Annotated in this window: 19 protein-coding genes; 8 read left to right on the forward strand and 11 right to left on the reverse strand. The window is 37.2% G+C overall.

Annotated features, from left to right (window positions below; all coding sequences use genetic code 11):
• Positions 1-22: 22 nt before the first annotated feature.
• The 10 genes from ACM9HF_RS10945 to ACM9HF_RS10990 form a co-directional block, all read right to left on the reverse strand.
• Complete coding sequence (locus tag ACM9HF_RS10945) at positions 23-3,460, reverse strand: hybrid sensor histidine kinase/response regulator (protein WP_473607776.1); 3,438 nt, start codon at positions 3,458-3,460, stop codon at positions 23-25.
• 129 nt (positions 3,461-3,589) lie between these two features.
• Positions 3,590-4,030 (reverse strand): hypothetical protein, encoded by a 441-nt coding sequence (locus tag ACM9HF_RS10950; protein WP_473607780.1) that lies wholly within the window; start codon positions 4,028-4,030, stop codon positions 3,590-3,592.
• Between the two features lie 99 nt (positions 4,031-4,129).
• Entirely contained in the window at positions 4,130-5,869 is a 1,740-nt protein-coding gene (locus ACM9HF_RS10955; RefSeq protein ID WP_473607784.1) for a sodium:solute symporter family protein, read from the reverse strand.
• On the reverse strand, positions 5,869-6,120 hold the full coding sequence (locus tag ACM9HF_RS10960; RefSeq protein WP_473618290.1) for a DUF4212 domain-containing protein: 252 nt from the start codon (positions 6,118-6,120) through the stop codon (positions 5,869-5,871). The genes ACM9HF_RS10955 and ACM9HF_RS10960 overlap by 1 nt, the downstream gene beginning before the upstream one ends.
• Positions 6,121-6,547: 427 nt before the next feature.
• A complete protein-coding gene (gene cyoE / locus ACM9HF_RS10965; protein ID WP_473607786.1) occupies positions 6,548-7,438 on the reverse strand; it encodes a heme o synthase in 891 nt (296 codons plus the stop codon).
• A gap of 136 nt (positions 7,439-7,574) precedes the next feature.
• Positions 7,575-7,919 carry a cytochrome o ubiquinol oxidase subunit IV gene (gene cyoD, locus ACM9HF_RS10970; protein WP_473607790.1) on the reverse strand — a complete coding sequence of 115 codons (345 nt, stop codon included), beginning with the start codon at positions 7,917-7,919 and terminating at the stop codon, positions 7,575-7,577.
• On the reverse strand, positions 7,919-8,557 hold the full coding sequence (gene cyoC / locus ACM9HF_RS10975) for a cytochrome o ubiquinol oxidase subunit III (protein WP_473607793.1): 639 nt from the start codon (positions 8,555-8,557) through the stop codon (positions 7,919-7,921). The genes cyoD and cyoC overlap by 1 nt, the downstream gene beginning before the upstream one ends.
• Complete coding sequence (gene cyoB, locus ACM9HF_RS10980; RefSeq protein ID WP_473607797.1) at positions 8,554-10,542, reverse strand: cytochrome o ubiquinol oxidase subunit I; 1,989 nt, start codon at positions 10,540-10,542, stop codon at positions 8,554-8,556. The genes cyoC and cyoB overlap by 4 nt, the downstream gene beginning before the upstream one ends.
• A 2-nt stretch (positions 10,543-10,544) precedes the next feature.
• Complete coding sequence (cyoA, locus tag ACM9HF_RS10985) at positions 10,545-11,519, reverse strand: ubiquinol oxidase subunit II (protein ID WP_473607800.1); 975 nt, start codon at positions 11,517-11,519, stop codon at positions 10,545-10,547.
• 294 nt (positions 11,520-11,813) lie between these two features.
• Entirely contained in the window at positions 11,814-12,227 is a 414-nt protein-coding gene (locus ACM9HF_RS10990) for a hypothetical protein (RefSeq protein ID WP_473607804.1), read from the reverse strand.
• 504 nt (positions 12,228-12,731) lie between these two features.
• Between ACM9HF_RS10990 and ACM9HF_RS10995 the strand changes: the two genes are divergently transcribed.
• The 4 genes from ACM9HF_RS10995 to ACM9HF_RS11010 all read left to right on the forward strand — a co-directional run bounded on the left by ACM9HF_RS10995 (position 12,732) and on the right by ACM9HF_RS11010 (position 18,540).
• Positions 12,732-14,576 carry a putative nucleotidyltransferase substrate binding domain-containing protein gene (locus ACM9HF_RS10995; protein WP_473607807.1) on the forward strand — a complete coding sequence of 615 codons (1,845 nt, stop codon included), beginning with the start codon at positions 12,732-12,734 and terminating at the stop codon, positions 14,574-14,576.
• Positions 14,577-14,588: 12 nt separating this feature from the next.
• Entirely contained in the window at positions 14,589-15,278 is a 690-nt protein-coding gene (locus tag ACM9HF_RS11000; protein WP_473607809.1) for an exonuclease domain-containing protein, read from the forward strand.
• A gap of 154 nt (positions 15,279-15,432) precedes the next feature.
• On the forward strand, positions 15,433-17,331 hold the full coding sequence (gene acs, locus ACM9HF_RS11005; protein ID WP_473607813.1) for an acetate--CoA ligase: 1,899 nt from the start codon (positions 15,433-15,435) through the stop codon (positions 17,329-17,331).
• Between the two features lie 144 nt (positions 17,332-17,475).
• The gene (locus ACM9HF_RS11010; protein ID WP_473607816.1) at positions 17,476-18,540 is read left to right on the forward strand and encodes a DcaP family trimeric outer membrane transporter; all 1,065 of its coding nucleotides are present in this window, start codon (positions 17,476-17,478) and stop codon (positions 18,538-18,540) included.
• A gap of 120 nt (positions 18,541-18,660) precedes the next feature.
• Here the strand turns inward: ACM9HF_RS11010 and ACM9HF_RS11015 are convergent, their stop codons facing one another.
• Positions 18,661-19,296, reverse strand: a complete 636-nt coding sequence (locus tag ACM9HF_RS11015; protein WP_473607819.1) for a hypothetical protein — start codon at positions 19,294-19,296, stop codon at positions 18,661-18,663.
• Positions 19,297-19,461: 165 nt separating this feature from the next.
• Here ACM9HF_RS11015 and ACM9HF_RS11020 point away from each other — a divergent pair, with 165 nt between their 5' ends.
• The 4 genes from ACM9HF_RS11020 (at position 19,462) to ACM9HF_RS11035 (ending at position 23,694) form a co-directional block, all read left to right on the forward strand.
• A complete protein-coding gene (locus ACM9HF_RS11020; protein WP_473607822.1) occupies positions 19,462-20,127 on the forward strand; it encodes a DUF2726 domain-containing protein in 666 nt (221 codons plus the stop codon).
• Between the two features lie 203 nt (positions 20,128-20,330).
• Positions 20,331-21,056, forward strand: coding sequence for a 5'-methylthioadenosine/S-adenosylhomocysteine nucleosidase (gene mtnN / locus ACM9HF_RS11025; protein WP_473607825.1), 726 nt, complete (start codon positions 20,331-20,333; stop codon positions 21,054-21,056).
• A gap of 122 nt (positions 21,057-21,178) precedes the next feature.
• Positions 21,179-22,042 carry a cobalamin biosynthesis protein CobD/CbiB gene (locus ACM9HF_RS11030; protein ID WP_473607829.1) on the forward strand — a complete coding sequence of 288 codons (864 nt, stop codon included), beginning with the start codon at positions 21,179-21,181 and terminating at the stop codon, positions 22,040-22,042.
• Positions 22,043-22,443: 401 nt separating this feature from the next.
• Positions 22,444-23,694, forward strand: coding sequence for a glycoside hydrolase family 16 protein (locus tag ACM9HF_RS11035; RefSeq protein ID WP_473607831.1), 1,251 nt, complete (start codon positions 22,444-22,446; stop codon positions 23,692-23,694).
• Positions 23,695-23,749: the final 55 nt, after the last annotated feature.

The raw sequence follows: 23,749 nt of genomic DNA on the forward strand, positions 1-23,749 counted from the left end.
TCAGTTGACCCAGCTATAACCTCTAAGATAAATAATTATTTTGTAGGTTTTTTGATAACTTAGCACTCATCATTGCACGCAATGCTGCTGGTTTTACCAACTTTCTCATAAATCCTACATCCGCTTCAGCAGCCTTCAGGTCAACATCGCTTTCAGTGGCAGCAGTAATTAATATAGCAGGTAAATAATGCTGACATTGTTCACGTAACATTGCGATTAAGGTTAGTCCGTCTTCGTTATTGTTTAGTTGGTAATCCACTAATAATAATTGTATAACCTCCCCCTCCTTAGTAAATATTTTTTGTGCTGATGCATATGAATCAGCGGTTAGTACATGACAGTGCCAAGCTTCTAAAAGCGCCACCATTCCGGCTAATACGTCAGGGTCGTTATCAATACATAATACGGTTACATCTTTAAAGCCTGAGCTAACAATAGGGGCACTAATTTTTTTAGCATGCCCTTTAACTGCCTGAGCAACAGTCAATGTAAATTTACAACCTTGATTAACCTTCGATTGAAGCAATAATGTGTGTCCTAACAATTGTGCAAGACTTTGCGTTATATTTAAACCTAATCCTAAACCTTGATTAGGTTTTGTTGTTGCCGTATCCAATTGCGTAAATTGCTCAAAAACCAATATTTGTTTATCTTCAGGGATCCCAGGGCCATTATCTAACACTTGAATTTTTACCTCGCCTTTTACCACTCTAGCACCAAGCAGTACTTTACCTGAACTGGCATACCTGAAAGCATTGCCAATCAGGTTTTGCAATATACGTCGTAATAATCGCTTATCTGACTTTATCCATACTGAAGTAGAAACCACCCTAAAATCTACCTCAGCCTCTACCGCTGAAGCTGAAAATTCTTTTGCTAAATTATCAAATAACTCCTTCACTGAAAAAGTCTCTATTTGAGGTTTAATATTGCCACTTTCAATACGTGCAATTTCACTTAAATCAGACAACAAATCGCTAGCTACTTTTAATGAGTGATCAATATTATTAACTTGACGCTCTTGTAATTCATTAAGGTTTTTCTGGTCGGCCAGTGCTGAAGTAAAAAGCCTAGCAGCTTCTAATGGTTGCATTAAATCATGACTACAAGCCTTTAAATACTGACTTTTATTAACATGTGCTTGCTCAGCTTTATATCGAGCATTTGCTAAATCTTGATTGGCTTCTTCAAGCTTTTGAGTACGTTCTTGTACAATAGTTTCTAGATCTTGATTTGCCTCTTTTAATACCTGTTCGGCTTTTCTGTATGCTGTTACATCAGAAAACATCATGACAAAACCACCGTCAGGCAAAGGATTCCCCTCTATACGAATAGCTTGCCCATTATTGTATTGTCGTTCCGTTGAGTGAGGACTCCCCTGACGTAAATATTCGAGTCGTTTCGTTACTTCTTTATTTACATTACCCGTACCAAACAAACCTCGCTTAGCGTTATAGCGCAGTAAACTTTCTATAGGGCAACCTACGTAAACTAACTCTTCAGGGTAATTAAAAAAGTCGATATATTTTTTATTCCATGCCATTAGTTTTAAATCAGCATCAATCACTGAAAAGCCTTCACTGGCATTTTCTATCGCACTTTGTAATAAATTTTGGCTGTATTTTTGTCTATGGTTTGATGCTTCTTCAACTAACACCGTTAACTCATCAAGTGCGATATCGCGCCCTTCTAGCGCTGAATAAAGTACTAATCTGGCTGAAGATGCTCCCATAACACTGGCTAACGTATTTTCAGTATGTTCCAGCAATAGTTGATTATAGGTGTTATTGCCTACCTTCTTTTGAAGAGTTTTCTGCTGAAATTCACTAAAACTATGACTGGCTTTAGGTTCACCTACAAAACGTGAAACTAACAGTTCTAACTCACGAAAATCAAGATGACGATATTTTTGTGAGGTTAATACTTTAGGAGATTGCCATTCTAAAAATATGGATGCTTGCACACGTTCTTGCACACTTTGTCGGCTCACTTGCGACAAACTCCAAATCACAAATATATTAACCACTAAACTCAAAAGGGTTGCCATACTACTAGCCGGAATAATACCGTCAGAAAAAGGCGGAATATATAAACCAAATTGCGGTAAAAAGTTAAACATTAGCCACAACATAAAGCCAACTAATATACCGGCATACACTCCAGTTAATGTAGCCCGTCGCCAATAAAAGGCAGCAACCAATGCAGGCGTTAGCTGCGCAAAAGCGCCAAAAGCAACTTCACCTAATGAAGATAAAGTTTCTGACGGCAACATTAACGAAACACCAAAGCCTAGCAATATAACGCTAAAAACTAAAAATTTTCGGATATGAAGTAAGCGTAATCTGAAGCTGTCGTAATCAACATGACTTGATTTTTTAGTGCCATATAAATGAGGGAAAACAATTTCGTTACTCAACATGGTACTTAAAGCAATTGCAGCAATAATCACCATAGAGCTCGCAGACGAAATAGCACCAAGAAAAGTTAATAACGTTAGCCAAGTTTGATCTTTTAAGCTGGGTAAAAACAGTACGTAAGCGTCTGAAGGTACGCTATCACCTAATAATAATTGTCCCGCTAAACCTAATGGGATAGCAAAAACGGCAAATACAAATAAATATAAAGGAAATAAACGTCGGCTAAGATAGATGTTTTTTTCTTCTTTTAACTCTACCACCATCACTTGAAACTGGCGTGGTAAAGACAAAAAAGCCGCCATCGTAATCACTAACATAGCAAGCACTGACGCAATACTCGGTAAGCTGAATTGTTCTTCTAACTTAATAGTTACACTGGTTTGCTCCCATAAATCAGCAGGTGAATCGAAGAGGAAAAAGATAGTAAATAAACCAACAGCTAAAAATGCAAACAACTTAACTAACGACTCGAACGCTATCGCCAGCATAATACCTGGATGACGTTCAGTCACATCAATATTTCTAATACCAAATACTATGGTAAACCCCGCTAACACTAAGCTAATCGCTAAACCTAATTGCCAATCATTAAAGTTTTGTTCAGCTTGTAATTGTGTAAACGAATAAACAATAGCTTTTAACTGTAAAGCGATATACGGCATGGTGCCAACTAAAGCAACTAGAGTAACTAAAACAGCGAGCTTATGAGATTTACCATAACGAGCCGCCAACAAATCAGCAATAGAGGTTAAATTTAACTTTAAACTAACGCGAATAATGCGTTGTATAAAAGGCCAAGCAAAAAAGAAGAGAAAAATAGGACCTAAATAAATAGGTAAATGAGAAAATATATTATTGGCGGTTTGCCCTGTTGTTCCTAAAAAACTCCACGAAGTACAATAAACCCCAAGTGTTAAAGCGTAAATACTTGATTGGTAACGTTCAAGAAGTTTGTTGCGATATTTGTCTCCAACGTAAGCAATTAAAAATAATAAGCAAATGTAAAAAAAGCTTAATGTTGTTAATTGCCAATTGGGAAACATAGGTATTCTCTTGTAATTATCGGGGTAATATGTTTTTTAAACGCGTTCTAATCTTAATTGATTTAAAACCTTAATCTACTTTACTCGTTGTTACTACATCAGGGTATGTTTTGTATCAAAGTTCATCCGTTATTTAACGGTATGCGTTGTAAATTCACTAATGTATTGACCACCTTTAATATTAGCAATTAAGCGTAGCTTATATTGCGCACCTTGAGTTGATACAAGTTGGTGTAGTGCAGTAGAGCTTTTCCAATAATAAGCACTATCAAGCATACCTAGCGGATAAACGGTAACTTCTTCATTTTCACTCACCAAAAACAAGGTTGCGCTATCAAGCGGAAAAGTTGAATTAACCGTAGTAATTCCTTCTTCATCATAAATATTTACTTCAAATTCACCCGATTTCAAAATACAACTTTTGTTAATAACATCGCAATTACCTGTTGGCTCTAGTTGAAAAACACGTGTTTTTTCTGCTTGATTTTCAATGTATAAGTCAGAAGCAATATATCCGCCTAAAATAAGGAAAGGGGCAACTAATAAAGCAAGTTTAGTGTGTTTATTCATAAAATAATAATGCTCTTTATTTGAATATTAAAAGATTAAAAAGTTAAAAAATAAAAGGCTAGACGATAATATCGCCTAGCCTCATTTTAGCCTGAAACATTAGTGATCGTGTGCAGTTTCAATTTTACCATAAGGGCTACGGAAGTTATCAACCATATCCTGGATATGAGTTGGAGCTGGACCAGTAAATCTTACCACGATAAATGCTACCGCGAAGTTTACAAGAGCGCCAACAGCACCAAACGCATTAGGTGAAATACCGAAGAACCAATCTGGGCCCATATCACCTAAGAACGACGTACCCGGAATAAACATGATGCCTTTATGTTGGAATACATACAACATAGTTACACCGATACCAGAACACATCCCCCATACAGCAGCAGTACCACTCATTTTCTTAGCGAATATACCCATCATTAATGCAGGGAATATTGACGAGGCAGCCAAACCGAATGCTAAGGCGACGGTTCCGGCGGCGAAGCCAGGAGGATGCAGCCCGAGATAACCGGAGATCAGAATAGCAATTGTCATTACAATCCGCCCCGCGAGTAACTCGTTTTTATCAGACAAGTCTGGTGTTAACACCCCTTTCATTAAATCATGGGAGATAGAGGAGGATATCGCCAACAATAAACCTGCGGCGGTTGATAGTGCGGCAGCTAAACCACCAGCAGCGACTAGTGCAATAACCCAATTAGGTAAGTTAGCAATAGCTGGGTTAGCAAGTACCATAATGTCGCGGTCAACTTTAACCATTTCATTCTTTTCAGCGTCTGCTACATAAGTAATTTTGCCATCGCCGTTTTTATCTTCAAACTTCAATAAGCCCGTTGTTTCCCAATCTTTAAACCATTGTGGACGTGCTTCGTATTCAAGGTTTTGACCCGCAGCAGGTTCAATAGTATTCATTAGGTTTAAACGCGCCATTGCACCAACAGCTGGAGCAACTGTGTAAAGTAATGCGATAAATACTAACGCATAACCGGCTGATGAACGTGCAGCTTGCACAGACGGAACCGTGAAGAAACGCATGATTACATGAGGTAAACCCGCAGTACCGATCATTAACGACATAGTATAGGCGAACATGTTTAACGTGCCGCCCATGTTGTCAGTGGTGTATTCTTTAAAGCCTAAATCAGTAACAACCATATCAAGTTTATCAAGTAAATAAACACCACTACCGTCAGCAAGTGTAGAACCTAAACCTAATTGTGGAATGGGGTTACCTGTTAATTGTAATGAGATAAATACAGCAGGAATGGTATAAGCAAAAATTAATACACAGTATTGAGCAATCTGCGTGTAAGTAATACCTTTCATACCACCTAGTACCGCGTATACCCAAACTACAGCCATACCTATACCTAAGCCCAAGCCGTAATCAACTTCTAAAAAGCGAGAGAAAGCAACACCTACACCTTTCATTTGACCAATGATATAAGTTAACGAAGCGATAATTAAACAAATTACAGCAACAATACGTGCTGTTTTTGAGTAGTAACGATCTGAAATAAATTCTGGAACCGTAAACTTACCGTGCTTACGCATGTAAGGAGCTAAAAGCATGGCGAGTAATACATAACCGCCCGTCCAGCCCATTAAAAATACTGAACCACCGTACCCTAAAAAAGCAATTAAACCTGCCATTGAAATAAACGACGCGGCGCTCATCCAATCGGCACCAATTGCCATACCATTTTGTAACGGTGTTATGTCTCCCCCTGCAACATAAAAATCACTGGTAGAACCCGCTCGCGCCCACCAAGCAATAGCAAAATATAAAGCAAATGAGCCAAATACAGCGATATAGGTATATAGTTTTAACTCATCCATTACGACTCCTCCACCTTATATTTTTTATCAAGAGCATTCATTTTTGATGAATACCAAAAAACTAAAGCAACAAATGTATAAATTGATCCTTGTTGTGCAAACCAAAAACCTAGTTTGTATCCGCCTAATCGAAATTCATTTAACTGTTCGACAAGTAATATGCCCAAACCAAATGAGACGACAAACCAAATAACAAGACTAATAAATATTAAGCGCAGATTTTCCTGCCAATATGTAGTTTCACCTTCCATCATTTTCTCCTAGCGATTGAGCGTTTATTATTTTTGTACGCTTAGTTAACAGCTTATGTATGTTGAGAAAGGTCAAAGATTCATAATTAGCTCCTAATGAGTAACTCATTAAAGTCAGGTGAATACTAAGCCTATCTATGTTCAACACTAACAAGCTTTTTTCAATTGGAGTATTACACTTTAGTCTAAACCCTATGGATTACTGTTGGTGAGCGGATACCAATAAAACTCATTTATTGCCTAATACTGCGCTGCATGGCTAATAGACACGCTGATTTGCTTAATAAAAATAGACTTAAATACAAATGGAATTATTTGATAGGAAATAAAATATGAACAACAAATTAGCCGACATAGGGAGGTTGAGTTAAAAATGAAAGCTAAGAGCAGCCCCTCTAATTCAAAATAAGGGACTGTGAATCTTAATTTATGAAAATGTGATTAGGGCAATATTCGGTACCATTATTTGATAATCCACCGCCATCGCAATACTCAAGGCTGTAATATTTACAATCGAAAAAGCAAACACTTGTCGTGCCCAGCCAATAATATCAATATCACGGCGATAACCGCGTAATGCCATTAATAACCACCAAAAACTCGTGGTACAAGCAACCGCCATAAATGCCATTCCTGTATAACCACCAATTGGCAGCAACATTACAACTAGCGCGTAAATAGCAATGTAAAGTACGATATGACGTTTGGCTTTATCAATTCCCTTTGCCACAGGTAACACGGGAATATTAGCTGCCTGATAATCTTTAAAACGAAAAATAGCAATCGCATAAGAGTGTGGCATTTGCCATAAACTAAACATAACTAATAATATTAAAGCTTCCATATCAAATTGCCCCGTTACCGCACAGTAACCAACAACAGGCGGCACAGCACCAGATAAACTACCAATAAGCGTACCGTAAATAGAATGTCGTTTCATGTATAGACTATAAACTCCAACATAAATAACATATCCAAATAGGGCAAAAAATACCGCAGCTGATGTGGTATAAGCCATCAGTAAACCAAAACCGATTATCCCCAACACAATCCCGTAACATAAAGCCGTCATCCCAGATATTTCGCCAGTTACTGTCCCCCTCTTACGAGTACGCGCCATTTTAATATCGATATCTCTATCAATCACATTATTAATGACGCAACCCGAGGCAATCACAAAGGATAAACCTAATAAAGTAGCCACCATTAGCCATGTGTCGATCTCACCACGAGAAGCCAGTAAAAATCCCCCCGTAACACTAATAAGGTTCCCCATAATTATGCCGGGTTTGGTTACACTCCAATAACAACGAAACATCTTTAACCTCTTATTTACCAATGTATTAACAAGCATCGACCTTGCAAATATATTTTTATCGCAAGGTATATACCCGTAACCAATCAAGAGGCTATTTCAGAGCACTTGAATGGTTATGAGTATATTATCCATTAAATTAATACATCATCATTGCGTTTGATTCGTATATGATCCAAACCGATAAGCCAACGACCATAACAATAATCAAGGCACTGAATAAAAATGAAAAGCTACTTGCTCTCCCATCTTCAGTTATAAAATTAAGATGTAAAAAGTATTTTAAATGCACTCCAATTTGAACAATAGCTAAAGTTACAATACTCCATAGCGTTGTCATCTTCGAAAAGTCGCCACTCATTACCATATAAAATGGAATAGCCGTTAAAATCACAGATAAAACAAACCCAATGAGGTAAGTTTTTACACTACCGTGTGATGCGCTATGGTGTGCTTCATCATGGTGTATTTCGTTATAGCTCATTACATTGCTCCCATTAAATAAACAACAGTAAATACACAAATCCACACAATATCTAAGAAGTGCCAAAATAGGCTTAAGCAACTTAAACGCGTTACTGTTGCTTTGCCTAAGCCACGTTTAGAAACTTCTATCATCATTATGGTCATCCAAATTAGACCTGCTGTTACATGTAAGCCATGTAAGCCAACTAATGAGAAAAAAGAGGTTAAAAAAGCGCTTTGTTGCGGGCCATTCCCATGTACAATTAGGTGATGAAACTCGTACACTTCCATACCAATAAACACCGCACCTAAACAAAAAGTAATCACTAACCACATTAAGGTTAACGCTTTCTTTTGCCCTTGAGCGGCAATCATGGCAAAACCAAAAGTAATACTACTCACCAGTAATGCGGCTGTTTCTACTGCCACAAAATCGAGTTCAAAAATATCTTTGCCCGAAACACCACCCGCAGTATTCATAAACAACACAGCATAAGTAGCAAAAAATGAAGCAAACAATAAACAATCCGTCATGAGGTATAACCAAAAACCAAAAACGGTGTCACCAGAGGTATCATGGTGTTCATCATGAGTGAGTGACTGTGATTCGCCACTTACTATATTTACAATCTTTAAATCTGCAGCAAGTGTACTCATGCTTTTACTCCTTCACGACCACTTAAGTTATAGGCTTTTTCTGTTTCAGCTATCTCTTCAGGTTGCACATAATAATCAACATCATTGCAGTAACAACGTTTAATAAAAATACCAATAGCACTCACAAAGCCAACAATAGCTAACCACCATATATTCCAAATCATCGCAAAACAAAAAGCTGTTAAAGCCGCACCCATGAATACTCCTGCAGATGTATTTTTAGGCATATGAATTGCGCTATAGCTTTCTTTAGATTGGTAGGCTTGCCCTTTTTCTTTCATCTCAGTCCACATATCAATATCATCAACATGTGGAATTTGTGCGAAGTTATAAGCCTGTGGCGGTGACGATGTTGCCCATTCAAGGGTATGACCATTCCAAGGATCACCTGTTTTATCATCAAGCGCTTCACGATCTCTAAAGCTCACGTACAATTGAATAACTTGGCAAATAATACCGAACATAATGATCACTGCACCACCTGCTGCAATGTATAACCAAATATTCCAATCAGGGTTATTGGTTTGATTTAAACGACGTGTCATGCCTAAGAAGCCCAATACGTAAAGCGGCATAAACGCAACAAAAAAGCCAATAATCCAGAACCAGAAAGAGGCTTTCCCCCAACGTTCATTAAGTTTAAAACCCATTGCTTTAGGGAACCAGAATGCGAAACCAGCCAAGTAGCCAAATACAGCACCACCAATTATGGTGTTATGGAAATGCGCGATTAAGAACAAACTATTATGTAAAACATAATCAGCACCAGGAATTGCTAACAGTACACCAGTCATACCGCCTACGGTGAAAGTCACCATAAAACCTAATGTCCATAATACTGGGGCTGAAATACGTAATCGACCTCGATAAATAGTAAATAGCCAGTTAAATAGTTTCACACCAGTGGGTACGGCTATCACCATAGTCATCACACCAAAAAAGGCATTCACATTAGCGCTCGAACCCATGGTAAAGAAATGATGTAACCAAACAATAAAACCTAAAATTGAAATAGCGCCACTTGCATAAATCATTGATTTATAACCAAACAAACGTTTACCAGTGAAAGTAGAAATAACTTCAGAAAAAATTCCAAAAGCAGGTAAAACTAAAATATATACCTCAGGATGGCCCCATGCCCAAAACAAGTTGATATACATCATGGCATTACCGCCACCATCATTAGTAAAGAAGTGAAAACCAAGATAACGATCCAGCGTTAACATCGCCAATACAGCAGTTAAAATAGGGAAGGACGCAGCGATTAAAATGTTGGCCCAAGTACATGTCCAAGTAAAAATAGGCATTTTCATCAAGGTCATACCTGGCGCTCGCATTTTAAATACAGTCACTAAAAAGTTAACTGCCGTTAATAACGTACCAAGTCCAGATATTTGTAAGGCCCAAATATAATAATCGACACCAACCCCAGGGCTAAAAGAAAGCTCCGAAAGTGGTGGATAAGCAACCCAACCTGTTTTAGCAAACTCACCAAAAACAAGTGATATATTAATTAAAATGGCGCCACTGGCTGTTAACCAAAAGCTTAAATTATTTAAAAATGGAAAAGCAACATCACGCGCGCCAATTTGTAATGGCAGAACAATGTTCATTAAACCAATCATAAATGGCATCGCCATAAAAATAATCATGATAACGCCATGAGCGGTAAAGATTTGATCATAATGCTCTGGTGGTAAGTAACCTGCGGCACCATTAGTAGCCAGCGCTAATTGCGAACGCATCATAATAGCATCACTAAAACCACGGAATAACATGATTAACGCAAGTAATATGTACATAACACCTAAACGTTTATGATCAACAGAGGTGATCCAATCGCGCCACAATACTCCCCATTTTTTATACTTGGTAATTAACCCGAAAATAATAAGTCCGATTAATATAATGCCCGTTATAGTCACCATAAGAATCGGCTCATGGAATGGAATGGAATCTAAAGATAATTTGCCTAAAAATGACATTGTTATTCCTCGCCTTGAGTAAGAGATGATGTTGAATGTGCAGGCATTGCCATTGAATCCATTGATTGATGAGATATAGCTTTATGAGATTTAGATTCATGTGAAGTTAGCGCTTTAGGCATACCTTTCATCCCCGACATATCCTCCATATATTTCATCATAACGGTATGAAATAACCCTTCATCGACATCGCCATAATAAGTTACAGGATTATTTTTACTGGCTTTAGCTAGTTCGTAATAATTCTCTTTCGTTAATTTGTTGCCATGCGCTTTAATATTACTGACCCATTTATCGAAGTCTGCCTGAGTAGGTGTTGCAATAGCATCGAACTTCATTCCAGAGAAACCAGCACCACTATAATTTGCCGAAAACCCCTCAAAAGTACCGGCTTCATTAGCAATCAAATGCAACTTGGTTTGCATTCCAGCCATGGAATAAATTTGACTACCTAATTGCGGAATGAAAAACGAGTTCATTGTGCTTTCAGAGGTGATTTTATATTCCACAGGCACATTCGCTGGAAAAACCAATTCATTCACCGTTGCAATACCTTGCTCAGGATAAATAAATAACCACTTCCAGTTTAATGACACCACCTCAACAGTCAGATGCTTACCTTTACCTTCAATAGGTTTATAAGGATCCAAGCTATGCGTAGATTGCCAGGTAATCACACCTAAAATAACAACAATTACAATAGGAACAGCCCAAACAACAGCTTCAATTTTGCTGGAGTGAGCCCATTTTGGAGCATAAATTTCATGAGTTTGTGTGTCTCTGTATTTCCATGCGAAATATACAGTCATCACAATAACGGGGATCACGACAAGTAACATAAGCACAGTTGCTATGATGATTAAGTTTTTTTCATCAATGCCTATTTGTCCTTTTGGATCGAGTATTCCACCTTTACAGCCAGACAATGTCAGTACTGTACTAGCGATAGCAATATTACAAAAGTTTCGAATTAACAATGGACTATCCTATTAATACCCATTCACATAACAAGCAATCAGAACAGCTCATTACAATGAGCAATTCTTAATCTTTAATTAAGTAAATTGATATAACCTAAATTTAAAAATGTGTTGTTTTTAAATTTAAAAAAAAACAACAAGTTATAAAAAATTTTCAAATAAATCCCATCATTAACTACAAAGGTTAATGATTAAAAAAATAGAAAATTTAATTAGGTTGAGTAAATCGCAATAACACGAATATCAAAGTAAAGATATGCAGAAACTAAACAGCTAAGTGTCAGTTTGCGATTAACCCTTTATTTGAGGAGGGGCACGAGATCCATGAGGACTAAAAAAAATAAAAGATTGTAAGATTTCGCAGAAAGCAAAAACCGTTTTACGTAATACAATCCCAGCACGACGTGCGGGGAAAAATAAAAAGACTAACCAGCATAAACCAATGAGTAATTGGCTCGGCATTAATGAACTACCAAAAAAACTGACTATATTAACGAGAAGCGACTCAGATAAAGCCTCATCATTTAATAAGTGAGTTAATTCGTTAATATTTTCAAAAAAAATATTAAAAAACATCAAAGTAGAAATAAGCAAAATTGAAAAGGCAGATATTAATTTATCTTCAACAACAATTGAACGCATACTAAAACGTAATCCACTGCTCGTAGATTCCGATTTTCCTTGCAGATAATGTTGTAAACTCAAACGAGAAAACCTTAATGATTAGATAACCAGCCAAATATAATTCGTTCTATCGCATTCGTTAATGATTTTACACAATAAAGAACAATAAAAACGATGATAATGCAGTAAGCATAAAATTTGCTGCGATATTATAGCAAAGTCATTTTCAACAACAAGTAAAATAACCACCTTCAATACAAATAAATAAACGCCAAATTGGCGATAATATTGATGAAAATTGCTTTATCCAAAATACTAGGGTCTGTTGATCTTTCTACATCGTTATAGTGATTTTATGTGGAACGACCACACATCCATCACTATGTCTCGTATAAAAATAAAATCAAACAGACTGCTGCAAATCATATCTTAAAGGTCAACAGACCCTAATAAGAGCTTTGTACTATACAAACAAAGCTTTTTTCAATTGGAGTATTACACTTTAGTCTAAAGCGGGTGGATTATTGTTGACTACGTAGAGCTACTGCCCTAAAACATAGGTAACGTTATCTAGGATAGTATAATATGAGCAACGAACTCGCCGATATTTGCGGATTTATTAAAGCGATACCGCCCTTTGACTTACTACCTGACACTCAGTTAGAGATGGTCGTAAAAGAAATAGATATTTGTTATTTACGCAAGCAAGAAGACATAACACCCGATACGTTAGACACTGAAACCTTATTCGTTATAAGAAAAGGCGCTTTAAGTTATTACTCAGCCAGCAATGAACTACTCGGTATGTTTAGCGAAAGTGATATTTGTACGCTTTACTGCCATTCTCAAACCAGTATAAATATAAGACTATGCAGTAAAGAAGATACGTTATTGTATGCATTGTCATATCCTGTATTACAAGAAATGTTGCATGCGTTTCCTGATGTTATTGCTTTTTTTGAGCAAAGTGCCGAACAGCGTTTACACAAAAAAATGAGCCGAGTTAATGAAGACGCTATTATTTCTTCATCATTAACAAATACCCCTATAACACACTTTTATCACACGCCAGTGGCTAGTATTTCTCATAAAAGTACCATTCAACAAGCCGCAATTAAAATGACAGATCTCGGCTACTCTTGCTTGATCGTTTTAGATAACGACAATTTTATTGGCATAGTGACCGATAAAGATATTCGTCGGCGCTGTGTTGCTCAAGGGCTACCTTTTAGCCAACCTATTACCGATATTATTACCCAAAACCCAATCACTATTGATATAAATAGCAATGCCTACGACGCGTTAATGGTTATGACAAGTAAACATATCCATCACTTACCCGTAACCAATAAAGGCCAACTTGAAGGCATGGTAACCGTGACCGACTTAATGAATTACGAAGGCCAAAACGCCGTTAACTTAACCAGTATTATTCATAAAGCGACTACCGTAAGTGAACTGGCTAAAATAAGTAAAATGCTACCTAAACTACAAATACGTATGGCTAAACTAGGTACAACATCCGATCATGTGGGTAAAAGTATTAGTGCTATTACCATGGCTTTTACTATTCGTTTAATTGAAATGGCTGAAAAACTATTAGGTCCTCCTCCTGTTCCTTATGCATGGTTAGCGGCAGGTTCGCAAGCACGCCAAGAACAATTTGCTCATTCAGATCAAGACAATGCTTTGATCATTTCAGACAACATGAAGCACGAAGACGAATTCTGGTTTTTTGACTTAGCCACTTTTGTTTCTGATGGCTTAGCCGCCTGTGGCTTTATTTATTGCCCTGGCGATATAATGGCTACCAACCCAAAATGGCGGCAACCTCAAAAAATATGGCATCGTTATTTCGACAAATGGGTAAACACACCAAGTTCAGAAGCCTTATTAAACGCCAGCGTTTTTTTTGATTTAACCACAGTGTATGGCGATGCGTCGTTATTAGAAAGCGTGCGTAATAGCATGTTAGAACAAACCAAACGCAGCACCCTATTTATCGCTCATTTATCAAAAAATGCCTTAAGATTAAAACCACCTCTAGGTTTTTTTAGAGACTTTGTTTTAAAACATGACGGAGAAAATAAATCGGTACTTGATCTTAAACATAACGGCATAGCGCCTATTGTTGACCTTGCTAGAATTTATGCGTTAGCAGAAGGCGTTAGTGCAACAAACACCATAGAACGATTAAAAAAAGTAGCCGGTTCACGGTCATTAACAAAAGAATCTGCGGCAAACCTAATTGATGCTTACGAATTTATTTCTATGCTACGTATGCAAAACCAATCAACACGAATGCAAAATAACAAAAAACCTAATAACTTATTGCCACCCAAAGCGTTATCTAAATTAGAAAGAGAGCATCTTAAAGACGCATTTAAAGTCATAAAAACCATGCAAGACGTTAGACAAACGTCATATTAGGGGCTTGAGTTAATGATTTTCAACAACATATTTGGCTATGAAGCAAAAAGAAAACGCCTATTAAAACGCACGCCTGCAGGACCTTTGCATGATTTTTTATCTGTCCCCTTTCCTGATGAAAAACAATTATTTGTAGACACCCCTATTTTATCCGTCGACTTTGAAACAACCGGTTTACATACTAAAAAAGATAAATTATTAAGTGTTGGTTTTGTCGATTTATTTGCTAATAAAATTCCACTAAAAAGTAGTTATCATCAAATAGTTCGCAGCAAAGGTCGATTAAAATCAGACAATGTCACTATTCATCAAATTACCGATAGCCAAAAGGATCAAGGTGAGCCACTTAGAGTGGTTGTTGAAACATTATTAAAAGCACTTACAGGTAAAGTCATGTTGGTACACTTTGCCAGAATTGAACGTGAATTTTTACAACAAGCTTGCATAAACCTTTATGGCATCGCCCCCGTGTTTCCAATGATAGACACCTTAATGGTGGCAAAAAAACGATTAGATAACCGAGACGTTGCTTACGATCCTTCCACCTTACGTTTATCGGCATTACGATATCAATATCAACTACCTGAACACTATGCACATAATGCCTTAAACGATGCTATAGCCACTGCTGAACTACTTATGGCACAAGTTAATGCTATGGCAAGCCCCAATAAAGTAACACTGTCTGACCTATTACTTTAAACCCCCTAATTGATTTGCTATTAGACTAAAGTCATAGCCCCTTTTATGAAATTGTAGACTTAGGTCTAATATTCAATTGCCAAAGAAATGTTTAGTTTATTGGGTAATTTCAAACTATTCATTAGCTAAAATTTTAGCGGTAAAGGGGCAACTCATGAACGAGTTAAATAAATCTGACATTTTTTATCCAAGTGAAGAAGTTATCGCTCAAGCAAACGTAAGCGATTACGAAGCTATGTATAACTATTCAATTAACGATCGTGAAGGCTTTTGGGCTGAACAAGCAGAAACCCTAGACTGGTATAAAAAATGGGACAGCGTATTAGACGACAGCAACGCGCCTTTTTATAAATGGTTTGATGGCGGAGAAATAAACATTGTACATAACGCTGTAGACCGCCATCTTGAAAATGCTAACCGCAACAAAATGGCCATTATCTGGGAAGGCGAAAACGGCCAAGTACGTAACTATTCATACAATGGTTTAAACCGCGAAGTTTGTCAGTTTGCCAATGTATTAAAAAGTATGGGTGTAGAAAAAGGCGACATCGTCACTATCTATATGCCACAAATTCCAGAGCTTATTTTTGCTATGCTTGCTTGTGCCAAAATTGGCGCTATCCATTCAGTAGTTTATGGAGGATTTAGTACCGATGCTCTGGCATCTCGTATTGACGATGCTCATTCTCGCGTATTAATTACGGCTGATGGAGGCTGGCGCCGAGGTAAACAAATCAATCTTAAAAGCATTGCTAACGATGCAATGGAACGTACCCCATCAATTGAAGTATGTATTTGTGTAAAAAATAACAAACTTGATGTAGAAATGGAGCCTTCTCGCGATTTTTGGTTGCACGACTTACAAGCCTTACCTATCGCTAGCCCTAAATGTGAAACAGAAAAAACCTCAGCTGAAGATCCACTCTTTATCCTGTACACATCAGGCACAACAGGTAAACCTAAAGGTATGCAACACACTCATGGTGGTTACGCTGTTTATACCTCTACTACCCATCGCATGGCCTTTGATATAAAACCTCAAGATCGTTGGTGGTGTGCTGCAGATCCAGGTTGGATCACAGGTCATAGTTACATTGTGTATGGTCCATTAATTAATGGCGCAACCATCATGTTATACGAAGGAGCACCAAACTATCCTTACCCGAATCGTTGGTGGCAAATTGTTGAAAAATACGGCATCAATATTTTATATACATCACCAACAGCCATCCGTGGTTTGATGCGCTTTGGTGAGCGCTGGCCACAAAAACACGATCTATCAAGCTTACGTTTATTAGGTAGTGTGGGCGAACCCATTAACCCTGAAGCATGGCGCTGGTATCACCATGTTATTGGTCAAGACAAATGTCCTATTATTGATACTTGGTGGCAAACCGAAACAGGTGGTTTCATGATTTGTCCACTACCTATTACCCCTCTTAAACCGGGCTCTGCAACCAAACCTTTCTTTGGTAACGAAATATCAGTAATGGACGACGACGGTAATGAAGTTGCACCTAATGAAGAAGGTAAACTTATTATAAAAAACCCGTGGCCAGGTATGGCACGAACCATATTTAAAGATGATCAACGATATGCAGATTTGTACTGGACCCAAAAAGAAAATGGCGAATGGCATTACCTTGCGGGTGACAGCGCAAAAATAGATGAAGACGGCTATATCTGGGTTATTGGTCGAATGGACGAAGTACTCAAAGTCAGTGGCTACCGTTTAGGCACGTCTGAAATTGAAAGTGCTTTAGTGAGTCATCCAAAAGTTACCGAAGCAGCAGCCATTGGCCTACCGCACGAGCTAAAAGGTAACGCTATTCATACCTACGTAATTTTGCAAGAAGGTGTAATCGGTGATCAAGCCCTTGAACAAGAACTACGCGACCATGTTGGCACCGAAATGGGGAAAATCGCCATGCCTGAATGTGTCAAATTTATCGATTCTTTACCTAAAACACGCTCAGGTAAAATTATGCGTAGAGTTTTAAAAGCTCGTGCATTAGGACAAGACGAAGGTGATTTAAGTACCTTAGAAGAATAATTAATTAAACTGAGCACACCATGTGGAGCACTAGCTCCACATAAAACATAAACAGCAATACCTTTAAAATACAAAACATTACACATTATATAAATTAGCCAAAAGATACTAAGCATCGTCTTTAACGCTAAATAAGGGGATAAAATGTTCAACGTAAATAAAGTATTAATCATGAGTGGTTTATTAGCTATAACCAGCAGTGCAAATGCAAGTTATGAAATAAAAACAGGCGAAAATAGTAAGCTTATTTTTGGCGGTTATATCAAAGTAGATACGCGATATACTGATGGTAATATTCAAGCTACTGATTACTGGTATGGCGGTGGTACCGTATTGGCAGAAGATAGTTCTAATTTTGGTATTTCAGCAAACGAAACCCGTATTAATACGAAATATGTACACGGCGATGTTACCGGCTTTATTGAAATGGACTTTTACGGCAACGGTGTATCAGGTGGTGGTAATGAAATTATTTCTAACTCATCAAAACCACGCTTACGCCACGCGTTCATAAAATACAAAAACATTTTAGTTGGCCAATACTGGACAACATTTCAAAACACCAGCTCTTTAGCTGAAGCTGCTGACTTTGCTGGCCCTTTAGTTGCTTCTGCATTTATTCGCCAAGGACAAATTCGTTACACCATGGGTGGATTACAAGTTGCAATTGAAAACCCAGAAACCTACGGCGGTAATAACATTACCCAAGGTGGCACAGCAAATGATGGCACACCTGACGTTATCGCTAAATACACCTTCTCAGGTGACTGGGGTAATGTATCGGTGTCTGGTGTTGCTCGCCAGCTAGAATCAGCTACAGGTAATACCGAATCAGCATTAGGCTACGGGGTTGCGGGTCGTATAAACACCTATGGTAAAGACGATTTCCGCTTTCAACTTCATGGCGGTAATGTAGGTCGTTATGTAGGTGTAACCGCATCAACAGACATGGTGGGAGAAGAAGTAGAAGATACGACCTCGATTATGGTTGCTTATCGTCATTTCTGGACAGAAGACACACGTAGCTCAGTTTTTTATGGTAACACCACTACAGACGAGTCTGACCGTGATAGAACTCATTGGGGAGTTAATGTATTTAAAGACTACACCAAAGAGCTTTCTTTTGGCTTAGAGGTAGGTAATTTTGAAATGGAAGAACTAGATGCCGACTCAAATTACTTCCAGTTTTCAGCCAAATATACGTTGTAGTTAACGTTGTAATTAACAAATTAAGATAAAAAGTAAATTTATCTGCTCGTTTACTTAGCCAACCTCTTGATAGAGTTGTTTTTGGGAAGCTAACGCTTCCCTTTTTTTATTCTTTAATTTTTAATAAGTTGAACCGACTGAAATACCGAAAACCGTATCAATAGAATCACCACTAAGATACGTTTTAGCGTGAAATCCAATATTTACAATATCTGTATCTTTTACTAAACCTACTTTTAAAAATACACCGCCATCAACATCAATATCTTCAGAATAGCAGTCATCACAAAACCCAATTGAGCGTTCAGAATACACCATAAAATCAGCACCAAGTTGTCCATAAATAGCGACATCACTTGCTTCACCAAAAAAATGAATACGTCCTATCGCCGCACCTAATAAAACGCCGCTAGCATCTGAGGTTTCATTTGATTTATCGCCTCTATTTCCAAATCCTTTACCGACAACTTCTTGGCTAAATTCCCAATTATCATCATAGGCAAGGTAGCTTGCCGACAGAGTTGTTATCCAATTACTTTTAATATAATCAACATCAACACTAAATCCTAACGCTGAATCTTCAATGCCGTAAAACCTTACATTATTATCAAAATTTGTTTGATTAACTGAAATGCTCCATTCCCATTGGTTATCTACTACATAGATATTTTCTGCCTCGGTTACAATTTCTGTTTCTTCAAAAGCATGTAGTTGAAAAGATAAAACGAGTGATAAAGCAGCAATGATTTTTTTCATGAAAAGTCCTTTTATATTAAATATTAAGAAGCCTAGAGATATTTTCACAACAATATAAATTAAATGCCCTTTATTAGCAAAACAACAAGCTACTTTTTGGCATAAATAGTGCTTTAGTCAATACATAAAATAAACCGTCAAACATTTGAATTCTTGGAGAAGCTTATGGAATTAATATTATTTGCCATGGTAAGCCTTGTTGTTATTGTTGCCCTACTCGCTAGTCGATTAAATGATAATAGCTTTCCTTTTCCATTTGATCGTAAAAGTGCCATTTTTACGCCAGCCGAAAAAAACTTTCAAAACTTAGTTGAACAAGCCATGGGCTCAGATTACCGCGTACTTAATCGCGTTAAACTGTCTGATATTTTAACTATTCGAAATGGTGTATCGAGTAAAGCAAGTCAAGCAGCAGCTAAAAATGCTGACAAAAAATATTTAGACTTTGTTCTTTGTGACCGAAACTCAATGAAGCTTTTAGGTGCGATAGACTTAGTTGATACTCAAGGCAAAGGCTATAAAATTAAAAAAGACTGGTTTGTAAGTGGTGCGCTAGAAGCCGCTTCAATTCCTCATTTAAGGATTAAAGTAAAAGCCAATTACACCGTTGAAGAAATACGTTCATGCATCAACACACGTTTAATTGGTACACCTCAACCCGAGCCTAAAATGAAAGGCAGTGTGATCCCAGCCCCGATGGTACGCGTAAGATCTAAAAACACAGCAGGTGTATTAACTCCAGCGGCTGCTCGCTCTCAATTAGAAGCCATAAACAAACCTAAGTCAGCAAGACAAATACCCGCTCCCAACGTAGCTGCTTTACCTCACTAACTTTTTATATACCCGTTACCACTCAAGATGCGTATTTCAAAATCTTAAATGGTAACGGGTATAGATAACAACTCACCTGCTAAGTTGTTATCGCTATTTACCTGCTTGTATCTAATCTTCTCCCTTAAAAATACTCCCTGCTTTTCCTTAACATTACCGCTATAATTGCCCCAATATTTCGAAAAAATTAACGGAAACATCTAATGAAAGCAGGAATTATTGGCGCAATGGAGCCTGAAGTTGCCATTTTAAAAAGTAAGCTCGAAAACTGTGTAACCACTGAACACGCAAGTTATACATTCTACGAAGGTTCATTAAACGGTAACGATGTGGTTATTGTACAGTCAGGTATAGGTAAAGTTGCTGCAGCATTAGCCACGGCTTTTTTAATTGATAAATTCAAACCTGATTATATCGTCAATACGGGTTCTGCAGGTGGTTTTGAGCAGTCATTAAAAGTGGGCGACATTGTAATAAGTAACGAAGTTAGATATCACGATGTAGATGTTACTGCGTTTGGCTACGAAGTAGGTCAATTACCTTCTAACCCTCCGGCTTATATACCTCATACTACGCTAGTAGAAGCAGCGCAAGAAGGCGTAGAAGCACTAAGTTCAACATTAGAGACCCCCATACAAACCTTATTGGGTTTAATTACAACGGGTGATACTTTTATGACGGCGGAAAACGATATAGCTAAAGCGCGTAAAAACTTTCCAACCATGGCAGCCGTTGAAATGGAAGGTGCTGCTATAGCGCATACCTGTCATCAACTAAACGTTCCTTTTGTTGTTATTCGTTCAATGTCAGATATTGCAGGTAAAGAGTCTCCTTCGTCATTTGAAGCTTACTTAGAAACCGCATCAATCAACTCGTCTCAACTTGTTTTAAATATGCTAAACGTATTAAAAAATAAGTCATTAACTTAAATAAATAGATCGTATACATGAATCATTTTTTACTAGACAATCCTTTTGTTTATCCCCTAACAATATTTGTTGTGGTTGTTCTAGTAAAAATATGCCTCTCCATATTCTTTATTAAAGAACCCATGCACCTCTTTCGTTTTTTTTGCATTCAGTTCGCAAAAAAAGTGAATAATCAAAACAACAACGCAAACCAGCAAAAAATAGCTGGATTAATGGCAACATTAATCACCCTATCGCCTTTACTGATTATTCTCTGGTTATTTGAAAGTTTCATTGAAGTAGACTGGCTTTGGCAAGGATTTTTATTATATTTTGCTTTAGGATCCTTCGGTTTAACTCGCACCTCACTTAAAACAGCTAAAGCCTTGGTAGCCAAAAACACTTACGACGCTAAACAATTCATTGCACCTGTTACATTAAGAAACACCGACAAATTATCTTCTTTAGGTATAACCAAAACCTGCATTGAAATGCAGTTATTACAAACCATTCAACAATGTTTTACTGTAGCTTTTTTATATTTTTTATTAGGGCCTTATGTCGCATTAGCTTTCAGGTTACTACTCGAAATGCACTACAGTTGGAATATAAAACAGCCGCAATATAAAGCCTTTGGAGCCTTTGTAAATAAGTGTGTTCATTTATTGCAATGGTTACCTACTCGACTTTTTGTTTTCTTTTTTATGTTAGGCACTTTAGGGCAAAACTTTATTTTATTTTGGCGACTGATCACAAAACATTTCTTCGCCCTTAATAACTCAATTGCGGTTTACGCGCTAGCACTTGCTATAGGTAAAAAACTCGGTGGTGTTGCCATGTATAACGACACTAAGGTTAGGCGTTTAAGTTTTAACGACAGTGCATTAGAGCCAGAACCTAGTGATATTATTTATGCAACAAAACGTATTAACCAAGTACTTTATTTTTCGTTTTTATCTATTGTTTTTTCAATCACACTTTACTTAATTTTGACCATAAAAATTTAGGCTTTGGCTGATAACAAACCGTTAAAATTAAGATTAAAAAACGTACCTAGAATAAAAGCAATTATTACAATACACTTGTTCAACTCAACGATGTTATTTGTGCTTATTACTATTTTCTTATACAGCAACATGGATGAGCAACTTACCAAACCCACTGAAGTTTGTGAGAAAAAACAAACATGGAGATTAAGTAACCTCAGCTCGGGATAAGCAAAGTTACTCAACAAGCTATTTTTATGCCTAATATAACTTAGGAAAACAACGATACAGATTAAGATTTTGATAAATAAGAATTTTAATTCATTATCTAACATTCATTAACCCGAGTTGAGGTTAAGTAACCTGAACTCGGGTTAAGTAATCTCTTATAACAAAAATCATAGGATAGATAAGGTATAAAAATGAAAAAACTGATTATTAGTTGTTTATCAACCGCAGTTATCATAGGTTGTGTTTCAACTAAAAAAGAGTCACAAGTGACAACTGTTGATCTTCAACCTAATGTTGTTTCAGACAATTTTCAGCCGTCAAACTGGCAATTAGCATGGCATGATGAATTTGACTACGTTGGTGAAAGTGGTGCCAAAGAATTGGATAAACGCTGGGATGCTCACCACGGACCAAGCCATCATATTCTTTCTAGCCGCTGGCGTGAGAATGTTGAAGTAAATGAGGGCGCTTTATATCTTGTTAATCGTAAAGAAAAACGCGCTGGACAAGAATGGACATCAGGCAGTATTCGTACGAAAGAACAATTTAGTTACGGATATTATGAAGCACGATATAAATATGCCGCATCAAATGGTACGAATAACTCTTTCTGGTTAATGTCATATCCGCTGGGATCACAACCACCAAAAGGTAAGTTGTTTGAAATAGATATTAATGAAGGCCATTACCCCAATGAGGTGAATACCAATATTCATAATTGGAGCGATATTACGGTAAATGAAAAGGGTAAAAAAACACATCCATCTGATTCACGAACCTCTACTTACGGTGCAAAACATAAATATAATTATCCATTAGAAATTCCTGTTACTACTTCAAAAATACGCTTCAGTTCTAATAATTTTAAACCTTTTCATATCCGCGATTTTAATGTTTTTGGCACCCATTCATCAGCAACAGCCACAAGTAATTTATCACAAAGTAAAGACCTAAAATTAACAGGCTCAAAATCTAACAATTTACATAACTTGTTAGATAACAATATTAACAGCAGTTGGGTATCACAAACTGAAGGTGAAAAATGGTTTGAGCTTGAATGGAAAACACCGAAAACTATTTCTGAAATCGAGTTTATCAATGGTTGGTTGTATAAAGGTAAAAGTTGGTCTGGCTTAATTACCGATTTTAAAGTTCAATATGAAACACCCAACGGTTGGCGAGATATTGCGACTTTAGATATTACAAAATCAATTAACTTTGCTGAGCAATATCACACTTACGGTTTAGAGTGGAATGAAGATGAATTGATATTCTATTTTGATGGAGAAGAAATTCGTCGCGAGAAAAACGAAATAGCTCACAGCTTAACACCTATTTGGTTAAGCCTTGCCATTATTAAATGGGATGGTCCTGTAACAGATAAAATAGATGGAACCAGTATGAAAGTAGATTATGTTAGGTACTTTAAACCTAGCAAATAGCTTTACTATTCAAAAAACAATATTAAAGCCTGCACCATTTAGCAGGCTTTTTCTT

Source organism: Colwellia sp. RE-S-Sl-9, assembly GCF_048296855.1.
Taxonomy (GTDB): domain Bacteria; phylum Pseudomonadota; class Gammaproteobacteria; order Enterobacterales; family Alteromonadaceae; genus Pseudocolwellia.